This window comes from Brachybacterium sp. GU-2 (assembly GCF_030866705.2).
GTDB classification, from domain to species: domain Bacteria; phylum Actinomycetota; class Actinomycetes; order Actinomycetales; family Dermabacteraceae; genus Brachybacterium; species Brachybacterium conglomeratum.
In genome coordinates this window covers 651,608-674,559 of sequence record NZ_CP133037.2, presented here as the reverse complement: position 1 = coordinate 674,559, position 22,952 = coordinate 651,608, and the positions used below count along the sequence as shown (strand labels likewise).

The window sequence follows — 22,952 nt, the reverse complement described above, 5'->3', positions numbered from 1 at the left end:
GACGCGCCGCGCACCGTGACGAGCCCCGAGTCGATGCCGCCCGAGCGCACCGCGGAGGCGGCGCTGCGCCCGCGTCGGCTGGAGGAGTTCGTGGGACAGCAGGTGGTGCGCGACCAGCTCTCGCTCGTGCTCGACGCCGCCGCGGCGCGCGGCCGCGCCCCCGAGCACATGCTGCTCTCGGGACCGCCGGGCCTGGGGAAGACGACCCTCGCCATGATCATCGCCGCCGAGCTCTCCGCCCCGCTGCGCATCACCTCGGGACCTGCGATCCAGCACGCCGGCGATCTCGCCGCGATCCTCTCCTCCCTCGACGAGGGGGAGGTGCTGTTCATCGACGAGATCCACCGCCTCGCACGGCCCGCCGAGGAGATGCTGTACATCGCCATGGAGGACTTCCGCGTCGACGTGGTGGTCGGCAAGGGCGTCGGCGCGACGTCGATCCCGCTGGACCTGCCGCCCTTCACCGTCGTCGGCGCCACCACCCGCGCCGGTCTCCTCCCGGCGCCGCTGCGCGACCGCTTCGGGTTCATCGGCCACCTCGACTTCTACGGCGCCGAGGAGCTGCGCGAGGTGGTGCGCCGCTCTGCCGTGCGGCTCGAGGTCGAGCTCGAGGACCGCGCCGCGATCGAGATCGCCTCCCGCTCCCGCGGCACGCCCCGCATCGCCAACCGTCTCCTGCGCCGCGTGCGCGACTGGGCCCAGGTGCGCGGCAGCGGCGACCTCGACCTCGGCGCCGCGAAGGAGGCGCTGCGGGTCTACGAGGTCGACGACCGGGGCCTGGACCGTCTGGACCGCGCGGTGCTCAGTGCCCTGTGCGGCCGCTTCGCCGGCGGGCCGGTGGGCCTGTCGACCCTCGCCGTCGCGGTGGGGGAGGAGACCGAGACGGTCGAGACGATGATCGAGCCGTATCTCGTGCGCGAGGGATTCCTGCTGCGGACCCCGCGCGGCCGGGCGGCCGCCCCGGCCGCCTGGGAGCACCTCGGCCTCGAGCCGCCCGCAGGGGCGGAGGGCGCCTCGCCCATGCTCGGCCGCTTCTGAGCCCGGGCACCGGCTGGGAGGACCGCGGCGGACCGACGGGTACAGTGGGTTGTTCAGTCGCCCGCGGCAGGCCCTCCCCCGTGCAGCAGCACGATCCCGAGGGGCTGTCCGTCGAGAGGAAAACCGTGGACCTCCTTCCCATCCTGCTGATCATCCTCGTGATGATGCTGCCCCTGTTCCTGCTCTCCCGCAGCCAGCGCAAGGCGCAGGCCAGGCAGCAGGAGCTCGTCAAGAAGCTCGGCGTGGGCGACGAGGTGCGCACGCACTCGGGCTTCTACGGACTGATCGTCGAGGAGTACGACGACGTGGTGGTGCTCGAGTCGGAGGACGGCACGCAGACCAAGTGGGCACGCATGGCGATCGCGATGGCCGTGGACCCGGTCGAGGACGAACAGGGCGAGGCCGTCGAGGGCGAGACCCTGGAGGGCGAGGCCGTCGAGGGCGAGACCCTGGAGGGCGAGGGCGTCTCCCCCGAGGGCGCCGACTCCCGCGAGGCGCAGGACACCTCCGCCGCCGGCCAGGTCCCCGGCGTCACCGTCGCCGACGAGGACCCCCGCGAGGACGGCTCCGCGCGCGGTCGCTGACCCGGCCCGCGCCGCGCGCCCGGCCGCGCACGACGCCGCACGACCCCGCGGGGCCTCCTCGCCCCGCCCCCCGCTCCCTGGCCCGTCGTCCTGAGGAATCCCCACCATGCCTGCACGCCGCATCGCCCTGGCGACCCTCGCGGTGCTGATCCTGCTGCTCGGCGGCGGGATCGGCGCCGGGGTCTGGAAGGGTGGCTGGCAGCCCGCCCCCAAGCTCGCCCTCGACCTCGAGGGAGGCACCCAGGTCATCCTCCAGGCGCAGTCGCGCGACGGCTCCGCGATCGACGAGACCGCGATGGAGCAGGCGCGGCAGATCATGAGCCAGCGCATCAACGCGATGGGCGTGGCCGAGACCGAGATCACCGTCCAGGGCGGCACGAACATCGTGATCGACGTGCCCGGGCAGATGGACCAGGAGACCTCCGCCGCGATCCGCCAGACCGCCGCGATGTCCTTCCGCCCCGTGCTCGGCGTGGTCGCGCCCGAGGGCAGCGGCGAGGCGCTCGCCTCCGACGGCGGCGGTGCCTCCGATACCGGTGGCGACGAGTCCGCCGGGGAGACCTCCGAGGCCCCCGCCGATCCCTCCCAGCAGCTCTTCTCCGGCCTGCTGAGCGACGACTCCTCGATGGCTCCCGCGACCGGTACCGGCGAGGGCGACCTGCCCTACCCGGCCTGGAGCATGGACTGGATGACCCCCGAGGTCCAGACCGAGCTGATGAGCGCGGACTGCGTCGACCCTTCCGCGCAGCAGGAGCGCGCCACGGAGACCGCCGCCGACGAGCCGATGGTCGCCTGCGCCCCGGACGGGAGCGCGAAGTACCTGCTGGGTCCCGAGGTCATCGCGGGCTCCTCGATCGAGAACTCCTCCGTCGCCTCGGACGTCACCCCGACCGGCCAGCCGACCGGCTACTACGTCGTGAACATGTCCTTCGACGAGACCGCCGCGGAGTCCTTCTCGACCATGACCGGCGCCCTGTACAACGGCGAGGGCGCCACCGCCGCCTTCGGCATCGTGCTGGACGGGATGGTCATCTCCGCTCCCGAGGTGCAGGAGCCCTCCCCGGGCGGCGAGGCGTCGATCTCCGGCAACTTCTCCCAGGAGCAGGCGACCCAGCTCTCGGACCAGCTGCGATTCGGCGCGCTGCCGCTCGAGTTCGAGGTCGCCTCCGAGCAGCAGATCTCCGCCACCCTCGGCGCGGACCAGCTCCAGATGGGCCTGATCGCGAGCCTGATCGGGCTCGCGCTCGTGGTGGCCTACGCTTTCGCGCAGTACCGCCTGCTCGCGATCGTGACGACCTCGAGCCTGCTCATCATGGGCATGCTCACCTACGCCACCCTCACGGTGCTCTCGAACATCCCCGAGATCGGCTACCGCCTCTCCCTCGCGGGCGTGGTCGGCCTGATCGTCGCGGTCGCGTTCACCGCGGACTCGTTCATCGTCTACTTCGAGCGCGTGCGCGACGAGATCCGCGACGGCCGCGGGATCGCCGCGGCCGTGGACCACGGCTGGGAACGCGCCAAGCGCACCATCCTCGCCTCCGACACGGTCAACATCATCGCGGCCGTGGTGCTGTACCTGCTCTCCACCGGCGGCGTGCGCGGCTTCGCCTTCGTGCTGGGGCTGACCACTCTGCTGGACCTCCTGGTCGTCTTCCTGTTCACGCACCCGGTGATGCAGGCGCTCGTGCGCACGCGCTTCTTCGGGAAGGGCCATCCGTGGAGCGGCCTGGACCCGGCGCGCCTGGACCGCGACGTGCCCGCCTACGCCGGGCGCGGACGCGTCCGCCTCGGCGAGGAGCGCGGCCGCGGCGGTCGCCGCGGCGCCCGCGCGCAGGAGGAGGCCGAGCGCGAGCCGATCGCGGTGCGCCGCGCCCGCGAGGCCCGGGAGGCGCGCGAGGCGCAGGAGGCCCGTGACGGGGTCCCCGCGGACGGCACCGCCGACGCCGGCACCCCTGCTGACGAGGACACCGACGAGACCGAGGAGCAGGGCCGATGAGCACCACCTTCGCCACCTTCGGCAACGACCTCCACGCCGGCAGGCGGATCCTGCCGATCGTCTCCCGCCGACGCACCTGGTACCTGATCAGCGTCGTCGTCGTGGTGCTGCTGGGCGCCCTCGCGGTCGTGCGAGGGCCCAACCTCGGCATCGAGTTCACCGGCGGCTCCGAGTTCCAGATCGCCGGGGTCGCCGACGCCGAGCAGTCCTCCGCCCGAGAGGTCGTGCGCGAGCACCTGCCGGACAACGAGCCGAAGGTCACCCAGCTCGGCAGCGACACCCTGCGCGTGCAGACCGAGCAGCTCGACTCGGCCGAGACGGCCGAGCTCGCCGGAGAGCTCGCCACGGCCTACGGCGTGCCCGCCGACGCGGTCTCGACCTCCTACATCGGCCCGGTGTGGAGCGGCGACGTCACCCAGAAGATGGCCCGCGGCGTCGTGGTCTTCCTGGTCCTGGTCGCCGCGATGATGGCGCTCTACTTCCGCGACCTCAAGGCGTCCCTCGCCGCGATGATCGCGCTGGGCCACGACATGCTGCTCACCGCCGCGGTGTACGGCGTGGTCGGCTTCGAGATCACGCCCGGCACGGTCATCGGCTTCCTCACCGTCATGGGCTACTCGCTCTACGACACCATCGTCGTGTTCGACAAGGTGCGGGAGAACACCGCGGACCTCACGGGCCAGCGCCGACGCACCTTCGCCGAGCTCGTCGAGCTCGCGGCGAACCAGACCCTGGTGCGGTCGATCAACACCTCCGTCGTCGCGCTGCTGCCGATCGGCTCGATCCTCGCCATCGGCGCGTTCCTGCTCGGCGCCGGCACCCTCAAGGACATCTCCCTCGCCCTGTTCATCGGGATCATCGCCGGCACCTACTCCTCGATCTTCCTCGCCCCGGGGCTGCTCGTGGACCTCCGCCGGCGCGAGGACACGATCGCCCGCCACACCCTCGCCCTCGAGCGGGCGCGCCGCGGGGAGACCGGCTCGACGTCCGGGGTCTCTCCCGGGAGCCCCCGCGGGGAGGACGCCGCGACCCGCGCCGACGGCGCTGACCCCGACGCCGCTGACCCTGCGGACGCCGACGCGGCGGACGAGGGGGAGGGGCGCACCCCGGAGGCCGACCCCGCCGACGAGGACGACGGCACCGTCGGCCGCGACGCCGCACCCCGCTCCGCCCGGCAGCAGCCGCGCAGGACCACCCGACGCCGACGCTCCGGCAGGTGAGGAACCGATGAACGACCCGCAGACCGCCCCTGCCCCGCTCCGCACCGCGGAGGCGATCCCCGCCGCGGCCGAGATCGAGGCGCTGCGCAGCACGCACATCGCCGAGTACCCGGACTTCCCGACCCCCGGCGTGCTCTTCCGCGACATCACCCCGCTGCTGCGCGACGCGAGCGCGCTGCGCCGCGTCATCCGCTACTGGACCACGCTGCTGCCCGAGGGCATCGAGTACATCGTCGGCACCGAGGCCCGCGGCTTCGTGCTCGGTGCACCGCTCGCCTACGAGCTCGGTGCCGGGTTCATCCCGGTGCGCAAGGCGGGCAAGCTCCCCGGTCGCCCGGCCGGGCTGAAGTACGACCTCGAGTACGGCAGCGCCGAGATCCAGATCCCCGAGAACTCGCTCCCGGCCGGCGCGCGGACCCTCGTGCTCGACGACCTGCTCGCCACCGGCGGGACCGCCGCGGCGACGGTCGAGCTCACCCGACGCTTCGACGTCGAGCTGCTCGGCGCCTCCTTCCTCATCGAGCTCGAGGGCCTCGGCGGCCGCGACCTGCTGCCGGACGTGCCGCTGACCACTGTCTGGTCCATCCCCGACTGATCTCCGGGGCGTCGCCGTCCGCCGCCGGCGGACGCGGCGCGCACCCCTGTCGCCCGCGCGTAGACTGTGTCTTCCACGCAGGGAGGTGTGCATGCAGGAGCGGACCGCATCAGAGCAGGCCGGGGCCGATACCGGCCCGGCCGACCAGGCCGCGCGCCCTCCTGCCACCTCGCCTGCACAGCCGGACTCGCCGCGCACCCCCTCGACCGCGCCGCGACGCTCCCGCTCGCGGCTGTCCTTCTTCGCCCCGCGCTCCTCCCCGGTGGATCCGCTGCTCGCACCGCTGCTGGAGACGATGACGGCGGTGAGCCCGAAGGAGAACCAGGAGCTGGTGCGTCAGGCGTACACCGTCGCCGAGCGCGCCCACCGCGGCCAGACCCGCCGCAGCGGCGACCCGTACATCACCCACCCGGTCTCGGTCGCCACGATCCTCGCCGAGCTCGGCTCGCCGGCTGATGTCGTCGCCGCCGCGCTCCTGCACGACACGGTCGAGGACACCGACTACTCCCTGGACCAACTGCGCGCCGAGTTCGGCGAGGTGATCGCCGTCATGGTCGACGGCGTGACGAAGCTGGACAAGGTCACCTACGGCGAGGCCGCGCAGGCCGAGACCGTGCGCAAGATGATCGTGGCGATGAGCCGCGACGTGCGCGTGCTGCTGATCAAGCTCGCCGACCGCCTCCACAACGCCCGCACCTGGAAGTACGTGCCGGCCGCTTCGGCGGAGCGCAAGGCGAAGGAGACCCTCGAGATCTACGCCCCGCTCGCGCACCGCCTGGGGCTGAACACGATGAAGTGGGAGCTGGAGGACCGCTCCTTCCAGGTCCTCTACCCCAAGGTGTACGAGGAGATCGTCTCGCTGGTCGCCCAGCACGCCCCGGCGCGCGAGCAGTACCTCTCCACCGTCTCCTCCCAGATCCAGGAGGATCTCAAGAAGGCGCGGATCAAGGCCGAGGTCACCGGCCGGCCCAAGCACTACTACTCGATCTACCAGAAGATGATCGTGCGGGGCCGCGACTTCTCCGACATCTACGACCTGGTCGGGGTGAGAGTGCTCGTGGACACGGTTCGCGACTGCTACGGGGTGCTCGGCACGCTCCACGCGCGCTGGTCGCCGGTGCAGGGACGCTTCAAGGACTACATCGCGCTGCCGAAGTTCAACCTGTACCAGTCGCTGCACACCACCGTGATCGGCCCGACCGGCAAGCCGGTCGAGGTCCAGATCCGCACCCGCGAGATGCACCGCCGGGCCGAGTACGGCGTCGCCGCGCACTGGAAGTACAAGGCGATGGCGGGCGGCCAGGGCGGCGGCGAGTCCGCGGCGATCACGAACGACGCCGCCTGGCTGCGCCAGCTGATGGACTGGCAGAAGGAGACCACCGACTCCGGCGAGTTCCTGGACTCGCTGCGGTTCGAGATCAACACGCAGGAGGTGTACGTCTTCACGCCGAAGGGGGACGTGCTCGCCCTGCCGCAGGGCTCGACCCCGGTCGACTTCGCCTACTCGGTCCACACCGAGGTGGGGCACCGCACGATCGGGGCGCGGGTCAACGGGCGCCTGGTCTCCCTGGAGTCCGCGCTCGCCACCGGCGACGTCGTGGAGGTCTTCACCTCGAAGTCCGCCGACGCCGGCCCCAGCCGGGACTGGCTCGGCTTCGTGAAGTCGCCGCGGGCACGCAACAAGATCCGCCAGTGGTTCTCGAAGGAGCGTCGCGAGGAGGCGCTCGAGCGGGGCAAGGAGGAGCTCGCCAAGGCGCTGCGTCGGCAGGACCTGCCCATGCGCCGCTTGCTCACCCACGACACGCTCGCCACGATCGCCTCGGAGCTGAACCTCGGCTCTATCGATGCGCTGTACACCTCGATCGGCGAGGGTCACACCGGCGCCCAGCATGTCGTCGAGAAGCTGCGCGCCTCCTTCGGCGGCGCCGACGGCGCGGAGGAGGACCTCGCCGAGATCACCCTGCCCTCGAAGGTCCGCCCGCGGGGCAGCCGTGCCGAACGGCACACGGCGGAGACGGACCAGGGCGTCATCGTGGATGGCCACGCCGACCTGTGGGTCAAGCTCGCCAAGTGCTGCGCGCCGGTGCCGGGCGATCCGATCGTCGGCTTCATCACCCGCGGCTCGGGGATCTCCGTGCACCACACCAGCTGCACCAATGCGATCCAGCTTCAGGAGCAGCAGCCTGATCGCATGGTCGAGGCGAGCTGGTCCGGGCGGCACTCCACCGCCTATCTCGTGCACATCAAGGTCGAGGCGCTGGACCGTCCCCGACTCCTCACCGATCTGGCGCTGGTGATCTCGGAGCAGCAGGTCAATCTGCATTCCGCCTCGGCGCAGTCGAACACGGACCGGCTCGCGACGACCTTCTTCTCCTTCGAGCTGGCCGATCCCGCGCACCTCCAGTCCGTGCTCGCCCAGGTCAGGCGCGTCGAGGGCGTCTACGACGTCTACCGCGTCACGGCCGACGGCCGACCCGTCGGCCTCGGCGCACCGCTCACGGCGAGCTGAGAGGCCCGGTCCGCTCCGACCGTGCTGTGATCAGCGGACCCCCGAGGTGCATCCCCGCCAGCGGCCGCACGGTGGGCGGCTGCTCCTGGGCCCGTCGCGGCCCGCACCGTCCGGTCCCGTCCTGCTGTGCCGTGTCCGACCGCGCTGTGAGCGGTGTGAGCGCCCGATCCAGCCGCTCCCGGGCCTCCTGCACGCCGGGATGCCGGTGCAGCCGGTGCAGATGCGCGCGCAGCTCCTCGTGCTCCACCAGGCCCGCCCGTTCGAGCCGCCGAAGCAGTGGGCGGGCGATCGCCTCGGGGCTGAAGCGCAGCAGGTCCGAGGCGGTGCGGCGGGGCGTGGTCACGGGCGCGCCGCCGACGGTGTCGATGTCGCCCGGGCCGAGCCGGGCATGGCGCTGGACCACGCCGGCGAGGATCCCTCGGTGCGCGGGGGAGAGCAGCTCGAGCGGTGCCGGCGGCCGACCGCCCAGATGCACCCAGGCGGCGCTTATCCCGGCGATCACGTGATGGGACTGCAGGTGCTCCCCGAGGGCGCAGCCGAGCGCCAGGGCACGGCGCACCGAGGTCCCGAGCAGATCCGGGGGCAGGAACACCCCGGGCAGCAGTCGGATGATCTCCCCGCGGGCGACCATCGCGGCGGTGGTCGGGGTCTCCTCCCAGCGCTGCAGCTCGGCGCCGAGGGGGAGGGCGAGATCCGCCGCGTGATGGGACCAGGCCGCGCACAGCCCGATCGGGCGCAGCCTCACAGCTGGGGGCGGGCGGTCGCAGGGCGGGGGAGCGTCCTGTGCGGGGGCGTCGGCGAGGAGCTCGCGCAGCACGGGGTCCGCCAGGGCGCCGCTGAGCGCGGCGTCGACGGGCACCCCGGGGGCGGGCGCGGTGAGGGCGGGCGCGGCGGCGGCGAGGGTCTCCATGCATCGACCCTGGCCCCCACCGGTCCGCACGGCAATGCCCCGCCCGTCCCTGTGGACGAGCGGGGCATTGGGGAGGAGAGGTGCGCGGCGCCGGCTGCCGGCGCGCGGGCGCCTCAGCCCAGGTCGCGGGCGGAGCGCTCGATCACGGCGAGCCACTCCTTGCGGGCTTCGAGCGCCGCCTCGGCCTCCGCGATCTTCTTCGGGTCGCCGCCGGCACGGGCCTTCTCCAGCGCCTCCTCGTAGGAGGCGATCGCGGAGTGCAGCTGCGAGGACGCACCCTCGACGCGCGCCTTGGTGCGCGGATCGGTGCGGCGCCACTCGGCCTGCTCGGCGTCCTTCACGGCACGCTCGACGGCCCGCAGGCGGCCGTCGATCCGACGCATGTCGCCGCGCGGCACCTTGCCCGCCTCCTCCCAGCGGTCCTGGACCGAGCGCAGCGCGGACTTCGCCGCGTCGAGGTCCTTGCCCGGGTCGAGCGCCTCGGCCTCGACCAGCAGCGCCTCCTTCACCTCGAGGTTCTTGCGCTGCTCGGCCTCGGTCTCGTGGAGGTCCGCGTTGCGCGCCGCGAAGAACGTGTCCTGGGCGGCCTTGAACCGCTTCCACTGGGCGTCGTCCTTCTTGCGGCTGCCGCGGGGCGCGCGACGCCACTGGTCCATGAGGTCCTTGTACGCCCGGACCGTCGGACCCCAGTCGGTGGAGTCCTGCATCGCCTCGGCGCGGGCGATGAGCTCCTCCTTCTGCGCGGCGGCCTCGGCATGCCGCTCGTCGAGCTGGGAGAAGAACTGCTTGCGCATTCGGTCGAAGGAGGCGCGGGCGGCCGAGAGCCGCTTCCACAGCGCCTCCTCGGTGGGGCGGTCCAGGCCGATGTCCTCGGACTGCATCTGCTTCCACGTCGGGACCATCTGACGCATCGTCTCGCCGGCGTTCTTCCAGGAGATCTGCTCCGGCTCGGTGGCGACCAGGGCCTCGATCGACTCGACGAACTCGGTGCGGCGACGGGTCGCGGCCTCACGGCCCTCGGCCCGCTTCGCCTCGAGCGCCCGGATCTTCTCCTTGGCCTGCTCGCGCAGCTCGGAGGCGCGTGCGCGCAGCGCCGGGATGTCGCCGACGACCTGCGGCTCCTTCATGTTCTTGCGCAGGTTCTCCAGGAGCCGGTTGAGCTCGTTCTGGGTGTGCTCGGGCGCGGTGAGGGCGGAGGCGGTCTGGTCGAGGAAGGCGACCAGGTCCAGGTACCCCTTCGCGAAGGGCTCGAGCGCGGCGTCGTGGTCGGTCTCGGTCGTGGTGCCGATCGTGCGCACCTGGGTGCCGTCCTGGACGGTGACGGTGCCGTCCTCCGCCACGCTGCCGAAGGCCTTCGCCGCGGCGATCTCGGCGGGATCGTGCTCGGCGGCCGCGGGAGCGACGGGCAGCAGGGCCGCCGTCGGCTTCTTGCCCGCCAGCGCGGCAGGGGAGGGGGCGGCCGGTCGCGGGCGGAAACCGCCCGGCGCGGGCTTCGGCCCGGGGGTCGGTGCAGGCGTCGCCGCGGCGGGGGCGCCCGCTCCCGCGGCGGGGGCCTCGTCGTCGGTGGGAGTCGCGTCGTCCGAGGAGGTCGCGTCGTCCGAGGAGGTCGTGTCGGCCGTGGAGGACTCGCCGGTCGGGGCGCTCTCCTCGGTCGTGGTGCTCTGCTCGGCCGTGGCGTCGACGACGGCGTCGGCGGGCTGGGCGGCTGCCTGGTCGGCGGGGAGGGAAGTCTCGGACTCGCTCACGATGAGCTCCTTCGATGGGATCCGCTGCGGGGCGGGACACTGCCGTCACCAGGACGGCCGGGCTGATGGGGTGCTCGTCACGGAGGGACCGGGGCGACCACGTCACGGAACTCTACAGCGGAGCGCGCCGGCGTTCCGCCTCGTCCGGCGCCGTGCGACCGTGCCTCGGGCACGCCCGGCCCCGAGAGGGGATAATGGGCCCGCACCGCAGACGACCAGAAGGAAGTGCACCGCATGGCGAAGATCGCCGCCCTGTCAGGATTCCCGGAGTGGCTCCCCTCCGAGCGTCTCGTCGAGCAGCACGTGATCGACGTGTTCCGGGAGGTCGCCGAGCTGCACGGGTTCTCCGGCATCGAGACGCGCGCGGTCGAGCCGCTCGAGCAGCTGCTGCGAAAGGGGGAGATCGACAAGGAGGTGTACGTGCTGCGCCGCCTCCACGCCGAGGAGGGCGACGAGGACGCCGGCGCCGACCGCTCCCGCACCCTCGGCCTGCACTTCGACCTCACCGTCCCGCTCGCGCGCTACGTGCTCGAGCACCAGAACGACCTCGTCTTCCCCTTCCGGCGCTACCAGATCCAGAAGGTGTGGCGCGGCGAGCGCCCCCAGGACGGCCGGTTCCGCGAGTTCTACCAGGCCGATCTCGACGTGATCGGCCAGGACACCCTGCCCGGCCACGTCGAGGCCGAGGTCGCGATCGTGATGGCGGAGATCCTCTCGCGCCTGCCGCTGCCGCAGGTGAGCATCCACGCCAACACCCGCCGCCTCTCCGAGGGCTTCTTCCGCGCGATCGGCTTCGAGGACCACACCCCCGTGCTGCGCGCCCTGGACAAGCTCCCGAAGATCGGCGCCGACGCCGTGGCCTCCCTGCTGCGCGACGGGGCCGGCGCGAGCGAGGAGCAGGCGCAGAAGGCGCTCGCCTTCGCCTCGATCCGCACCCGTGACGCCTCCTTCGGTCAGCAGGTCCGCGACCTCGGCGGAAGCGGCGAGATGGTCGAGGAGGGCATCGCCGAGCTCGCCGCCGTCATCGAGCGGGTCGAGGCGGCCGTGCCCGGCATGATTGTCGCGGACCTCTCGATCGCCCGCGGCCTGGACTACTACACCGGCACCGTGTTCGAGAGCTTCGTCGCCGGGCACGAGTCGCTCGGCTCGATCTGCTCCGGCGGACGCTACGACCGCCTCGCCTCCGACAACCGCCACACCTATCCCGGCGTCGGCCTCTCCATCGGCCTCTCGCGGCTGGTCTCCCGCCTCGTCTCGGCCGGGATGGCGGCCCCGAGCCGCGCGGTCCCCACCTGCGTGCTCGTCTCGGTCGCCGACGAGGAGCACCGGAGCCACAGCGATGCGGCCGCCCGAGCGCTGCGCGCCCGCGGCATCTCCTGCGAGGTCGCCCCGAGCGCCGCGAAGTTCGGCAAGCAGATCCGCTACGCCGACCGCCGCGGCATCCCCTTCATCTGGTTCCCCGGCGAGGAGGGCACCGGCGGGGAGGTCAAGGACATCCGCAGCGGCGACCAGTCCGCGGCCGACGCCACCACCTGGCAGCCCCCCGCCGAGGACCTGCGCCCACGCGTCCTCGCCGCCCAGGAGGACCGGACGGACTGACGGCCCGTCCGACCGCCGGCGGATGAGCTGTCTCACATCGCGGCCCCGGGGGAATGATCCCCGGGGCCGCGGCGTTCCAGCGGTCATGGCTACGCTCACCCTGACCACCGAGAACCACGACAAGACCGTCGAGGACGGCATCGTCCTGATCGACTTCTGGGCGGGCTGGTGCGTGCCGTGCCAGCGCTTCGCCCCGATCTACGAGGAGGCCTCGGAGACACACGAGGACGTCACCTTCGCGAAGGTCGACACCGAGGACCAGCAGGACCTCGCCATGCGCTACGGAGTCACCTCCATCCCGACCCTCGTCGCCTACCGCGAGGGCATCCCGGTCTTCTCCCAGGCCGGCGCCCTGCCGCAGTCCGCGCTCGAGGACCTCATCGGCCAGGTGAAGAACCTGGACATGGACGAGGTCCGCAAGGCCTACGCCGAGGCCCAGCAGAAGCAGGGCTGATCCCTCCGCAGGGCCGACCCCGGTCGCGCCCCGCGACCCCGACGACGACAGGACCCCGCCACCCGAGAGGGCGGCGGGGTCCTGTGCTGTGCGGAGGCACTGCGCCGCGAGATGCCCGGCGGAGCCGGACACCGCCGAGCTCACGCCCCGGGCGGCCGCATCGAGGCGGGGCCGGCCTCGGGGCGGGAGCGGCGCTCAGCCCTCCCGGCGGAAGGGGCGACGCTTCCCCTCGGGGCGGCCGCCGCGGTCGTCACGGCGCGGACGGTCGTCGCGGCGGAAGGGTCGCTCGCCGTCACGACGCGGGCCCTTGCCCCCGCGCGGCCCGCGGTCCGGGCCGATGCGCAGCTCGCGACCGCCGAGCTTCGCCCGGCCGATGCGGTCGATCTGCTCCGGGCTGAGCGAGCCGCGGATCTGGACCAGCGAGAAGTGCGGGAAGATCTGGATCTTGCCGATGTCCTTCCCGTTCAGGCCGCCCTCGCCGGTCATGGCGCCGACGATGCCCGGCGGGCGCGCGCCGTGGGAGTGACCGACCCCGACCTTGTAGGAGGTGTACCCGCGCTCCGTCGGCGTCGCCTCCCGCGGGCCGCGGTCGCCGCGGTCGCGGTCGTCCCCGCGCAGCTGCGCGCCGGTGAACTCCTCGTCCTCCGTCGCCGCGCCGGGGCCCTCGTCGCCCACGGTCATCGCGCCGAGCACGGCGGCGAGCTCGAGCGGGTCGATCTCGTTCTCGGCGACGAACTCGCCGATCAGCTCGCGGTACAGCTCCAGACGGCCCCGCTCGATCCGCTCGGGGACCTGGGTCAGCAGCGCGGCGAGACGGTGCTTGGAGACGTCGCGGGGCGAGGGGATGTCCGCCTCGGCGAGGGTCTGCTTGGTGGCGCGCTCGATGTTCTTCAGCGCACGGCGCTCGTGCGGGCCGATGAAGGTCAGCGCCTCGCCGGTGCGGCCCGCGCGACCGGTGCGGCCGATGCGGTGGACGTACGACTCCGCCTCCTTGGGCACGTCGAAGTTCACCACCAGGCCGATCCGCTCGACGTCCAGGCCGCGGGCGGCGACGTCGGTGGCGACGAGCACCTGCAGGGAGCCGTCGCGGAGCCGCTCGACGATCTTCTCGCGCTCCTTCTGCGGCACGTCGCCGCTGATCGACGCCGCGATCAGGCCGCGGGCCACCAGCGCGGAGCCCACCTCCTCGGCGGCGGCGCGGGTGCGCACGAAGACGATCGCCGCCTCGGCGGACGAGGTGGCCAGCACGCGGGCGAGCGCGCCGGTGCGGTGCTTGAAGGGCACCACGGCGTAGGTCTGGGTGACGCTCTTGACGGTGGAGGACTGCGGGGTGACGCTCACGCGCACCGGGTCCTTCATGTGGGTCTGCGCCACGCGCTGGATCGCGGCGGGCATCGTCGCGGAGAACAGAGCGACCTGACGGCTCTCGGGGGAGTGGGAGAGGATCTCCTCGACGTCCTCCGCGAAGCCCATGCGCAGCATCTCGTCGGCCTCGTCCAGGACCGCGAAGCGGATCGTGTCCAGCTTGAGGTTCGCGCGGCGCATGTGGTCCATCACGCGGCCGGGGGTGCCGACGACGACCTGGGCGCCGCGGGAGAGCGCGCGCTCCTGCGGCCCGTAGGGGGAGCCGCCGTACAGGGCGACCACGTCGAGCCCGCCCATGGAGGTGGCGAAGGAGGAGATCGCGTCGGCGACCTGCATCGCGAGCTCACGGGTCGGGGCGAGCACCAGCGCCTGCACCTCGCGGACGGACGGGTCCACGGCGGCCAGCAGCGGCAGGCCGAAGGCGGCCGTCTTGCCGGTGCCGGTCTGGGCGACGCCGATCACGTCGCGGCCCTCGAGCAGGGAGGGGATCGCCTGCGCCTGGATCGCCGAGGGGGTGGTGAAGCCGAGCTCGTCGACCGCGCGGCGCAGCGGCGCCGGCAGGTCGATGTCGTCGAAGCTGGGCCCGGCCGGGGCCTGCGGCTCCTCGGCGGCCGACGGGGCGGTCCCGCTCTGCGCGCCCGTCCCCTCGGTGCTCTCGGTCACGGTCTCGGCAGGGACGTCGGACCCGTCGGCGGGGTCGGCGGCATCGGGGGCAGGGCGGGATTCGGTCATGGCGTCCTTACGACGGTCAGGGGTTTCAACAGGCCCCAACAGGTCGCAGGGCGTGGCTGCCCATACATTCCGCGCTGCGAGCGCCATGCGCGGGGCACGGCATGCTCGGGCGGACTCGGGCGGAAGGACCTGCGCTCCGGCAGGTCGAACAGATCTCGAGTCTACGGGGGAGAGGGCCCGCTCCGACAGGTCGGCGGTGGCGAGATCCCTCACCCCGGACGGTAGGCTGGCCTCTCCGCGCACCCCGTGCGCCGGACCCCGCGCGCCCCGCGCCGGGGAGCCACCGACCCCCGACACCGCGAAGGACATCCCGTGCTGCGCACCCACACCGCCGGTGAGCTCCGCCAGGAGCACATCGGACAGACCGTCACCCTCACCGGCTGGATCGGCCGTCGCCGTGACCACGGCGGCGTGACGTTCCTCGATCTGCGCGACGCCGCGGGCGTCACCCAGGTCGTCGTGCGCGAGGACGAGGCGATGCACCTGCGCAGCGAGTACGTGCTGAAGGTGACCGGCTCCGTCGACCGCCGCCCCGAGGGCAACGAGAACCCGCAGCTGCCCACCGGCGAGATCGAGGTCACCGCGACCGAGGTCGAGGTGCTCAGCACCTCCGCGCCGCTGCCCTTCCAGCTCGACGAGCACAGCGAGGTGGGCGAGGAGACCCGCCTGCGCTACCGCTACCTCGACCTGCGCCGGCAGGGTCCGGCCGCCGCGATGCGCCTGCGCTCCGAGGTCAACCGCGCCGCGCGCGACACCCTCCTGGACCAGGGCTTCGTCGAGGTCGAGACCCCGACCCTGACCCGCTCCACCCCCGAGGGCGCCCGCGACTTCCTGGTCCCCGCGCGCCTCGCCCCGGGCTCCTGGTACGCGCTGCCGCAGTCCCCGCAGCTGTTCAAGCAGCTGCTCATGGTGGGAGGCATCGAGAAGTACTTCCAGCTCGCCCGCTGCTACCGCGACGAGGACTTCCGCGCCGACCGCCAGCCCGAGTTCACCCAGCTCGACGTCGAGATGAGCTTCGTGGACCAGGAGGACGTGATCGCGCTGGCCGAGCAGATCCTCTCCGCCGTCTGGGCGAAGGCCGGCCACGAGATCTCCGGCCCCTTCCCGCGCCTCACCTACGCCGAGTCGATGCGCCGCTACGGCTCGGACAAGCCCGACCTGCGCTTCGACCTCGAGCTGGTCGAGATGACCGAGTACTTCTCGGACACGCCCTTCCGCGTGTTCCAGGCCCCCTACGTCGGCGCGGTCGTCATGGCCGGCGGCGCCTCCCAGCCCCGGCGCCAGCTCGACGCCTGGCAGGAGTGGGCCAAGCAGCGCGGCGCGAAGGGTCTCGCCTACGTGCTGGTCCAGGAGGACGGGACCCTCACCGGCCCCGTCTCCAAGAACATCTCCGAGCAGGAGAAGGCAGGTCTGCTCGAGAAGACCGGCGCGGCCCCCGGCGACTGCGTCTTCTTCGCCGCCGGCGAGCCGAAGAGCTCCCGTGCCCTGCTCGGCGCGGCCCGGAACGAGATCGCCGAGAAGCTCGGGCTCATCGACGAGGACGCCTTCGCCTTCGTGTGGGTCGTCGACGCGCCGATGTTCGAGCCCGCCGCGGACGCCCGCGCGGCCGGTGACGTCGCCGTGGGCGGCGGCGCCTGGACCGCGGTCCACCACGCCTTCACCTCGCCGAAGCCCGAGTTCCTCGGCACCTTCGACACGGACCCCGGCTCCGCGCTCGCCTACGCCTACGACATCGTCTGCAACGGCAATGAGATCGGCGGCGGCTCGATCCGCATCCACTCCCAGGACGTGCAGCAGCGCGTCTTCGAGGTGATGGGGATCGGCGCCGAGGAGGCGCAGGAGAAGTTCGGCTTCCTGCTGGACGCCTTCCAGTTCGGTGCCCCGCCGCACGGCGGCATCGCCTTCGGCTGGGACCGGATCGTGGCGCTGCTGGCCGGGGAGGAGTCGATCCGCGAGGTCATCGCCTTCCCCAAGACCGGCAACGGCTACGACCCCCTGACCGCGGCCCCCGCCCCGATCACGCCGCAGCAGCGCAAGGAGGCGGGCGTCGACGCGAAGCCAGCCGCGAAGGACGCGCCGAAGGATTCCTCGAAGGACGCGCCGCAGGGCGAGACGGGCACCGCCTCCCCGAAGGCCTGAGCCCTCTGCACACGAGAACGGCCGACGCGAGCGATCGCGTCGGCCGTTCTCGTGGTCCCGGGGGAGTCGCTCAGCGAGGCGCCTCGCCGTGCTTGATCTGCGGCTTCGGCAGGCGGAAGCGGCGGATCTGGATCGCTCGCATGATCCCGTAGCCGACCAGGCCCTGGCCCACCGAGCCGAAGCGCTCGGTGAGCTTCGCGCGCAGGGAGCGGCGCAGGACGAGGCTGTCGATCACGCACAGCGCGATGCCGCCCCACAGCACGACGATCATGCCCGTGCTCATCGCGGTGGTGATCTCCGGACGGATCAGCGGCAGCACCAGCGCCACCAGCATGAACACCAGCGCGATCGGGAAGAAGTACTCGGCGACGTTGCGGCGCGAGTCCACGACGTCGCGCACGTAGCGGCGCTCGGGGCCGCGGTGCTGCGCCGGCATCTTCCGCTCGTCGCCGGTCACCAGCGCCTGCTGCGCCTCCATGCGCTCCTGGGAGGCGCGCTCGCGATCGCGCTTGCGCGCCTCCTTGCGGTCGTCGACGACCAGCGGACGGCGGCGCGCCGCCTCGGCCTCCTTGCGGGTGCGCGTGGGGCGACCCTTGGTGCCGGGGCGGGAGGGGGCCGGGGACTGCTCGGCGGGATGCGGGGGCTCGGACTTGCGGAAGATCACCGGGGCATTCTAGGCGACGGGGACGGGAGCCGCCTGGGACCCCTGCGGGGGCCTGCCCCGTGCTCGGGTCCGTCGCCCGGCCGCGGCGGTACCGTGAGGGCCATGAGCCTGAACGAAGACCCCGTCTCGCCCACCGCCGACGCCGCCTCCCCGGAGGAGGTGCAGGCGCTGCGCGAGCGCCTGGATCCCCTGCTCCCCGCCGCGATCGAGGACCTGAAGGATCTGGTGCGGATCCCGTCGATCGCCTTCGAGGGGTACGACCAGGAGCCCGTGCGCCGCAGCGCCGAGGCCGTCGCCGAGCTGCTGCGCGGCGCCGGCATGGAGCAGGTGGAGATCGAGTCCGTCGCGGGCGGGAGCCCCGCGGTCATCGGACGCAGCCCGGCCGCCCCGGGGCGCCCGACGGTGCTGCTCTACGCGCACCACGACGTGCAACCCACCGGCGAGGTCTCCGACTGGAGCAGCGACCCCTTCGAGCCCGTCGAGCGCGACGGCCGCCTCTACGGGCGCGGCGCGGCCGACGACAAGGCCGGCATCATGGCCCACGTCACCGCGCTGCGCCTGGTCGGGGAGGAGCTCGCGGCCGACGGCATCGGCGTGAGCGTCTTCGTCGAGGGGGAGGAGGAAGCGGGCTCCCCGACGTTCCGTCCCTTCATCGAGGCGCACCGCGACGCGCTCGCGGCGGACCTCATCATCGTCGCGGACTCCGCAAACTGGGCGGTGGGCACCCCCGCCCTGACCACGAGCCTGCGCGGACTGGTCGACCTCGTGGTCGAGGTGCGGGCCCTGGACCACGCCGTCCACTCCGGCCTCTTCGGCGGCCCCGTGCTCGACGCCCTCACCCAGCTCAGCCGCCTGCTCGCCACTCTGCACGACGAGAACGGCACGGTCGCCGTCGAAGGGCTGCGCCGCGCTGAGGACCCGAGCGTCGAGATGGAGGAGGCCGACTACCGCCGCGACGCCGGCGTCGTCGAGGGGGCCGAGCTCTCCGGCGAGGGGCCGCTGACCGCGCGACTGTGGACCCGTCCGGCGCTGTCGGTGATCGGCATCGACGCCCCCTCCGTGCGCGACGCGTCGAACACTCTCGTGCCCGTGGCCCGCGCGAAGGTGTCGCTGCGGATCCCGCCGGGCGAGGACCCCGAGCGCGCCATGGAGGCGCTGACCGCCCACCTCGAGTCCCACGCCCCGTCCACGGCGAAGGTCACGATCCACCGCGGAGAGCTGGGCCGCCCCTTCAGCGCCGCGCAGAGCTCGGCCGCGATGGACCTCGCCCGCCGCTCCTTCGCACGAGCCTGGGACACCGAGGCGGTGGACACCGGGCTCGGCGGCTCCATCCCGTTCATCGCCGACCTGCTCGAGGTCTTCCCGCAGGCCGAGGTGCTGGTCACGGGGGTCGAGGACCCCGAGTCCCGTGCGCACGGCATCGACGAGTCCCTCCACCTCGGGGAGTTCGCGAAGGTCTGCCTGGCCGAGGCGCTGCTGCTGCGCGGCGCCGGCGCGCTCGCGGAGAGCACCTCGACGATCCGCGACGGGGACGGGGCATGAGCGGCCAGGGACCGGGCCGCCAGAGCGCCGGGGCCGGCCGGGGGAGCGGGCAGCAGCCCGCGCCGGTCTCCCCGCTGATGATCCCGCTGCTGGTGCTGGGCCTCGCGATCGGCTTCTTCTCCGGCTACTTCCTGCTGGGGTGGGGCGCGCTCGTGGTCCTCGGCGTGATCGTCGCGGCCGTCTCGCTCGTGCTCAGGGGCCGCAGCCGGGACGGCGCCACGGGCGCGATCGCCGGCGTGCTCCTCGGGTACGCGGGCGTGATCCTGGTGGCGCTCTTCCGCGGCGCGCTATGACAGCGACCGGGAGGGGGAGCGGCTCCGCGCCCGCCGGCCGGGGCGGCAGGGGCCGTTCCCGTCGGCCGGTGCACGGACGTGAGGCGGCTCGCCGCCGACGGTCCTCCCCGTTCCCGGCGGCCGAGGCGTATCCTGGAGGGAATCGAGCTTCGAGGAGGACTGCATGACCACGACCACCACCGAGCGTCCCGCCGCGGCGCACGGCGTCACCCTCACGTCCGGCGCCGCGCAGAAGGTCACGAGCCTGCTGGAGCAGGAGGGGCGTGACGACCTCCGCCTGCGGATCGCGGTGCAGCCCGGCGGCTGCTCCGGGCTGATCTACCAGCTCTACTTCGACGAGCGCCTGATGGACGACGACCAGGTCGTCGACTTCGAGGGCGTCGAGGTGATCGTCGACAAGATGAGCAGCCCCTACCTCAGCGGTGCCGTCATCGACTTCTCCGACACCATCGAGAAGCAGGGCTTCACGATCGACAACCCCAACGCGGGCAGCTCCTGCGCCTGCGGCGACTCCTTCTCCTGAGTCCCGCCCCGCCGAGCCTAAGGGCCCGGGCCGCGTCCTCGCGACGTGGCCCGGGCCCTTCGGCATGCGCCACGCGCCCGGTGACCGCGCCCTCCCGGGGCGCTGTGGATGTGATCGCCGCGACGTGCAGATCACGGACCGGTCACGGCGCCGCGAGAGGGGAGGTCCACGGTGAGTCGAAGTGCCCGCACCACCCGTCGGACGCCGTATGATGACGAGGTGCCGTCAAGTGACGGGCCTTCCCGGGCCCGCCACAGCTCGTTCCTCAGGGGCGGGCGCGGCACTGTGGGTGTGTTCAGCCCACGTCAGTACCAGCTCCGCGCCGCGGAGCCGCCCCGGAACCTCCGTCCGGGTCGGCGACGAGGGCAGGAGACGACGAGCGGAAGGTCATCCCCTGTGATCCCCCAGGTCCCCAAGCGCGCGCGGCGCGGCCGCCGCGCAGCGGCAGCCGGCCTCGCCCTGGCCACACTGGTCCTCGCCGGTTGCACCCAGGCGCAGCAGCGCGGGTTCCTCCCCGGCCCCGACGACGGCCAGGAGGTCACCAACCAGACCGAGAGGATCACGAACCTCTGGGTCGGCTCCTGGTCCGTGCTGATCCTCGTCGGCCTCATCATCTGGGGCCTGACCATCTGGTGCGCGGTGGCCTACCGCCGCCGGAAGAACGACAAGGGCTTCCCGATCCAGCTGCGCTACCACGTGCCGCTCGAGCTGATGTTCACCCTCGTGCCCGTGGTGATGGTGCTGACGCTCTTCTACTTCACCCAGCGAGATACGCGCGAGGTGGAGATGCACGTCGCCGAGCCTGATGTGACCGTCAACGTCGTCGCCAAGCAGTGGAGCTGGGACTTCAACTACGTCGACGACAACGTCCACGAGCCCGCTGGGGTGCAGTCCTTCGCCACCGGCGAACCGGGCGCCGAGGAGTCGCTGCCCGTGCTGTGGGTGCCCGTCGACCAGACCGTCGAGTTCCGCCTCGACTCGCGCGACGTCATCCACTCGTTCTGGGTCGTGGACTTCCTGTACAAGAAGGACATGATCCCGGGGCGCACCACGAGCTTCCAGGTCACGCCGACACGCATCGGCGAGTACTCCGGCAAGTGCGCCGAGCTGTGCGGCGAGTACCATTCGGACATGCTCTTCACGCTGAAGGTCGTGTCCCAGGAGGACTACGACGCGCACATGGAGGAGCTGCGCCAGCAGGGCAATGAGGGCCAGCTCGGCGTGGACCTCAACCGCAACGAGGAGGAGTGGAGCATGCGCGAGAAGGTTGACGACGCCGGTCCTCGCTACACCGAGGAGACCGCGACCCGCGGCAACGAGGGAGACGACCAGTGAGCACCGACGTCACCGCCTCGCCGAGCACCACGGCGCCCGCGCGGTTCCAGGAGGAGCGCCCCACCAACCTGGGGAGCCAGTTCTTCAAGCTCCTGACCACCACCGATCACAAGCTGATCGGCATGATGTACATGGGCATGGCGTTCGCGTTCTTCGCGTTCGGCGGCCTGCTCGCGCTCGGCATCCGCACCGAGCTGTGGGAGCCCGGGCTGCAGGTCGTGGTCTCCAAGGACCAGTACAACCAGCTGTTCACCATGCACGGCACGATCATGCTGCTGATGTTCGGCACGCCGCTGTTCAACGGCTTCGCGAACTACCTCGTGCCGCTCCAGATCGGCGCCGTGGACATGGCCTTCCCGCGGCTGAACATGTTCGCCTTCTGGATCACGCTGTTCGGCTCGCTCATCGTGGTGGCGGGCTTCCTCACCCCGCAGGGTGCGGCGTCCTTCGGCTGGTTCGCCTACGCGCCGCTGTCGGACACGACGTTCTCGCCCGGCCTGGGCGGTGACCTGTGGGTCTTCGGCTTGGCGTTGCAGGGCTTCGGCACGATCCTGGGCGCGGTCAACTTCATCACCACGATCATCTGCATGCGCATGCCCGGCATGACCATGTTCCGCATGCCGATCTTCACCTGGAACGCCCTGATCACCGGTGTGCTGGTGCTCATGGCCTTCCCTACGCTCGCCTCGGCCCTGCTGGCGCTCGGCGCCGACCGCCGCTTCGACGCGAACATCTTCGACCCCGCCAACGGCGGTCCGATCCTGTGGCAGCACCTGTTCTGGTTCTTCGGCCACCCCGAGGTGTACATCCTCGCACTGCCCTTCTTCGGCATCGCCTCGGAGATCATCCCGGTGTTCTCGCGCAAGCCGATCTTCGGCTACAAGACCCTGGTGGGCGCGACGATCTCGATCGCGGCGCTGTCGGTGACCGTGTGGGCGCACCACATGTACACCACCGGCGCGGTCATGCTGGACTTCTTCGCCTTCATGACGATGCTCATCGCCGTGCCCACGGGCGTGAAGTTCTTCAACTGGGTCGGCACGATGTGGCGGGGCTCGCTCACGTTCGAGACGCCGATGCTGTTCACGCTCGGCTTCCTCACCACCTTCATCTTCGGCGGCCTGACCGGCGTCATCCTGTCCTCGCCGGTGCTCGACTTCCCCCTCTCAGACACCTATTTCGTGGTCGCCCACTTCCACTACGTGATGGCCGGCACCGTGGTCTTCGAGATGTTCGCGGGCTTCTACTTCTGGTGGCCCAAGATGTTCGGCTACAAGCTCAGCGAGGGCATCGGCAAGCTCCACTTCTGGCTGCTGACCATCGGCTTCCACATGACCTTCCTGATCCAGCACTGGCTGGGCGTGTCCGGCGCACCGCGTCGGTACGTGAACTACCTCGCCGAGGACGGCTTCGACTGGATGAACCAGATCTCGACCGTCGGCGCGTTCATCATGGGCGTCTCCACCCTGCCCTTCCTCCTCAACGTGGTCCTGACCCACCTGAAGGGGAAGAAGGTCGAGGTCGACGATCCGTGGGGCTACGGCGCCTCGCTCGAGTGGGCGACGTCCTGCCCGCCGCCGCGCCACAACTTCCACTCGCTGCCCCGCGTGCGCTCCGAGCGCCCTGCCTTCGACCTCCATCACCCCGAGGTCGCGCTGCAGGACCACATGCTCGCGGAGGAGCCCGCCAAGAACCCGAGGACGAACTGA

Annotated in this window: 18 protein-coding genes; 14 read left to right on the top strand and 4 right to left on the bottom strand. The window is 72.2% G+C overall.

Annotated elements, in window-relative coordinates:
• The first annotated feature begins 33 nt into the window (after window positions 1-33).
• The 6 genes from ruvB (at window position 34) to RBL05_RS03115 (ending at window position 7,942) form a co-directional block, all read left to right on the top strand.
• Window positions 34-1,038 (top strand): Holliday junction branch migration DNA helicase RuvB, encoded by a 1,005-nt coding sequence (ruvB, locus tag RBL05_RS03140; RefSeq protein WP_259881549.1) that lies wholly within the window; start codon window positions 34-36, stop codon window positions 1,036-1,038.
• A gap of 80 nt (window positions 1,039-1,118) precedes the next feature.
• The gene (gene yajC / locus RBL05_RS03135; RefSeq protein WP_308740634.1) at window positions 1,119-1,622 is read left to right on the top strand and encodes a preprotein translocase subunit YajC; all 504 of its coding nucleotides are present in this window, start codon (window positions 1,119-1,121) and stop codon (window positions 1,620-1,622) included.
• Between the two features lie 106 nt (window positions 1,623-1,728).
• Window positions 1,729-3,618 (top strand): protein translocase subunit SecD, encoded by a 1,890-nt coding sequence (gene secD / locus RBL05_RS03130; RefSeq protein ID WP_318604074.1) that lies wholly within the window; start codon window positions 1,729-1,731, stop codon window positions 3,616-3,618.
• Complete coding sequence (secF, locus tag RBL05_RS03125; protein ID WP_318604073.1) at window positions 3,615-4,838, top strand: protein translocase subunit SecF; 1,224 nt, start codon at window positions 3,615-3,617, stop codon at window positions 4,836-4,838. The genes secD and secF overlap by 4 nt, the downstream gene beginning before the upstream one ends.
• 7 nt (window positions 4,839-4,845) lie before the next feature.
• Window positions 4,846-5,433 (top strand): adenine phosphoribosyltransferase, encoded by a 588-nt coding sequence (locus RBL05_RS03120; RefSeq protein ID WP_308740636.1) that lies wholly within the window; start codon window positions 4,846-4,848, stop codon window positions 5,431-5,433.
• A gap of 91 nt (window positions 5,434-5,524) precedes the next feature.
• Window positions 5,525-7,942: a RelA/SpoT family protein gene (locus RBL05_RS03115; protein WP_308740637.1), complete on the top strand. Its 2,418-nt coding sequence runs from the start codon at window positions 5,525-5,527 to the stop codon at window positions 7,940-7,942.
• On the opposite strand, the gene RBL05_RS03110 is transcribed toward RBL05_RS03115, so the two are convergent.
• Window positions 7,929-8,852, bottom strand: coding sequence for a hypothetical protein (locus RBL05_RS03110; RefSeq protein WP_308740638.1), 924 nt, complete (start codon window positions 8,850-8,852; stop codon window positions 7,929-7,931). The two genes, RBL05_RS03115 and RBL05_RS03110, sit on opposite strands and share 14 nt — an antisense overlap.
• 113 nt (window positions 8,853-8,965) lie before the next feature.
• On the bottom strand, window positions 8,966-10,597 hold the full coding sequence (locus RBL05_RS03105; protein WP_308740639.1) for a DUF349 domain-containing protein: 1,632 nt from the start codon (window positions 10,595-10,597) through the stop codon (window positions 8,966-8,968).
• Between the two features lie 234 nt (window positions 10,598-10,831).
• Here RBL05_RS03105 and hisS point away from each other — a divergent pair, with 234 nt between their 5' ends.
• Both hisS and trxA read left to right on the top strand, forming a co-directional pair.
• Window positions 10,832-12,196 (top strand): histidine--tRNA ligase, encoded by a 1,365-nt coding sequence (hisS, locus tag RBL05_RS03100; protein ID WP_308740640.1) that lies wholly within the window; start codon window positions 10,832-10,834, stop codon window positions 12,194-12,196.
• An 85-nt stretch (window positions 12,197-12,281) separates the two neighbouring features.
• Window positions 12,282-12,650: a thioredoxin gene (gene trxA, locus RBL05_RS03095; RefSeq protein WP_259881545.1), complete on the top strand. Its 369-nt coding sequence runs from the start codon at window positions 12,282-12,284 to the stop codon at window positions 12,648-12,650.
• Between the two features lie 195 nt (window positions 12,651-12,845).
• Here trxA and RBL05_RS03090 read toward each other — a convergent pair whose 3' ends face one another.
• Window positions 12,846-14,747, bottom strand: coding sequence for a DEAD/DEAH box helicase (locus tag RBL05_RS03090; protein WP_318604072.1), 1,902 nt, complete (start codon window positions 14,745-14,747; stop codon window positions 12,846-12,848).
• A gap of 312 nt (window positions 14,748-15,059) precedes the next feature.
• Here RBL05_RS03090 and aspS point away from each other — a divergent pair, with 312 nt between their 5' ends.
• Window positions 15,060-16,886, top strand: coding sequence for an aspartate--tRNA ligase (gene aspS / locus RBL05_RS03085; protein ID WP_308740642.1), 1,827 nt, complete (start codon window positions 15,060-15,062; stop codon window positions 16,884-16,886).
• A gap of 70 nt (window positions 16,887-16,956) precedes the next feature.
• On the opposite strand, the gene RBL05_RS03080 is transcribed toward aspS, so the two are convergent.
• Window positions 16,957-17,550, bottom strand: a complete 594-nt coding sequence (locus RBL05_RS03080) for a DUF3043 domain-containing protein (protein ID WP_053917773.1) — start codon at window positions 17,548-17,550, stop codon at window positions 16,957-16,959.
• Window positions 17,551-17,652: 102 nt separating this feature from the next.
• On the opposite strand from RBL05_RS03080, the gene RBL05_RS03075 reads away from it, so the two are divergent.
• The 5 genes from RBL05_RS03075 (at window position 17,653) to ctaD (ending at window position 22,952) form a co-directional block, all read left to right on the top strand.
• Window positions 17,653-19,092, top strand: coding sequence for a dipeptidase (locus tag RBL05_RS03075; protein WP_308740644.1), 1,440 nt, complete (start codon window positions 17,653-17,655; stop codon window positions 19,090-19,092).
• Window positions 19,089-19,385, top strand: a complete 297-nt coding sequence (locus RBL05_RS03070) for a hypothetical protein (RefSeq protein WP_234695706.1) — start codon at window positions 19,089-19,091, stop codon at window positions 19,383-19,385. The genes RBL05_RS03075 and RBL05_RS03070 overlap by 4 nt, the downstream gene beginning before the upstream one ends.
• Window positions 19,386-19,548: 163 nt before the next feature.
• On the top strand, window positions 19,549-19,908 hold the full coding sequence (erpA, locus tag RBL05_RS03065; protein WP_053917775.1) for an iron-sulfur cluster insertion protein ErpA: 360 nt from the start codon (window positions 19,549-19,551) through the stop codon (window positions 19,906-19,908).
• A 396-nt stretch (window positions 19,909-20,304) separates the two neighbouring features.
• Window positions 20,305-21,243, top strand: coding sequence for a cytochrome c oxidase subunit II (coxB, locus tag RBL05_RS03060; RefSeq protein ID WP_010552352.1), 939 nt, complete (start codon window positions 20,305-20,307; stop codon window positions 21,241-21,243).
• Window positions 21,240-22,952: a cytochrome c oxidase subunit I gene (gene ctaD / locus RBL05_RS03055; protein ID WP_053917776.1), complete on the top strand. Its 1,713-nt coding sequence runs from the start codon at window positions 21,240-21,242 to the stop codon at window positions 22,950-22,952. The genes coxB and ctaD overlap by 4 nt, the downstream gene beginning before the upstream one ends.

What these genes read in the sequence shown, in the direction of transcription:
- ruvB (WP_259881549.1), top strand. Translation starts at nt 34, where the DNA reads ATGCCGCCCGAGCGCACCGCGGAGGCGGCGCTGCGCCCGCGTCGGCTG.
- secD (WP_318604074.1), top strand. Translation starts at nt 1,729, where the DNA reads ATGCCTGCACGCCGCATCGCCCTGGCGACCCTCGCGGTGCTGATCCTG.
- secF (WP_318604073.1), top strand. Translation starts at nt 3,615, where the DNA reads ATGAGCACCACCTTCGCCACCTTCGGCAACGACCTCCACGCCGGCAGG.
- RBL05_RS03120 (WP_308740636.1), top strand. Translation starts at nt 4,846, where the DNA reads ATGAACGACCCGCAGACCGCCCCTGCCCCGCTCCGCACCGCGGAGGCG.
- RBL05_RS03115 (WP_308740637.1), top strand. Translation starts at nt 5,525, where the DNA reads ATGCAGGAGCGGACCGCATCAGAGCAGGCCGGGGCCGATACCGGCCCG.
- RBL05_RS03110 (WP_308740638.1), bottom strand. Translation starts at nt 8,852, where the DNA reads ATGGAGACCCTCGCCGCCGCCGCGCCCGCCCTCACCGCGCCCGCCCCC.
- hisS (WP_308740640.1), top strand. Translation starts at nt 10,832, where the DNA reads ATGGCGAAGATCGCCGCCCTGTCAGGATTCCCGGAGTGGCTCCCCTCC.
- trxA (WP_259881545.1), top strand. Translation starts at nt 12,282, where the DNA reads ATGGCTACGCTCACCCTGACCACCGAGAACCACGACAAGACCGTCGAG.
- RBL05_RS03090 (WP_318604072.1), bottom strand. Translation starts at nt 14,747, where the DNA reads ATGACCGAATCCCGCCCTGCCCCCGATGCCGCCGACCCCGCCGACGGG.
- RBL05_RS03075 (WP_308740644.1), top strand. Translation starts at nt 17,653, where the DNA reads ATGAGCCTGAACGAAGACCCCGTCTCGCCCACCGCCGACGCCGCCTCC.
- RBL05_RS03070 (WP_234695706.1), top strand. Translation starts at nt 19,089, where the DNA reads ATGAGCGGCCAGGGACCGGGCCGCCAGAGCGCCGGGGCCGGCCGGGGG.
- erpA (WP_053917775.1), top strand. Translation starts at nt 19,549, where the DNA reads ATGACCACGACCACCACCGAGCGTCCCGCCGCGGCGCACGGCGTCACC.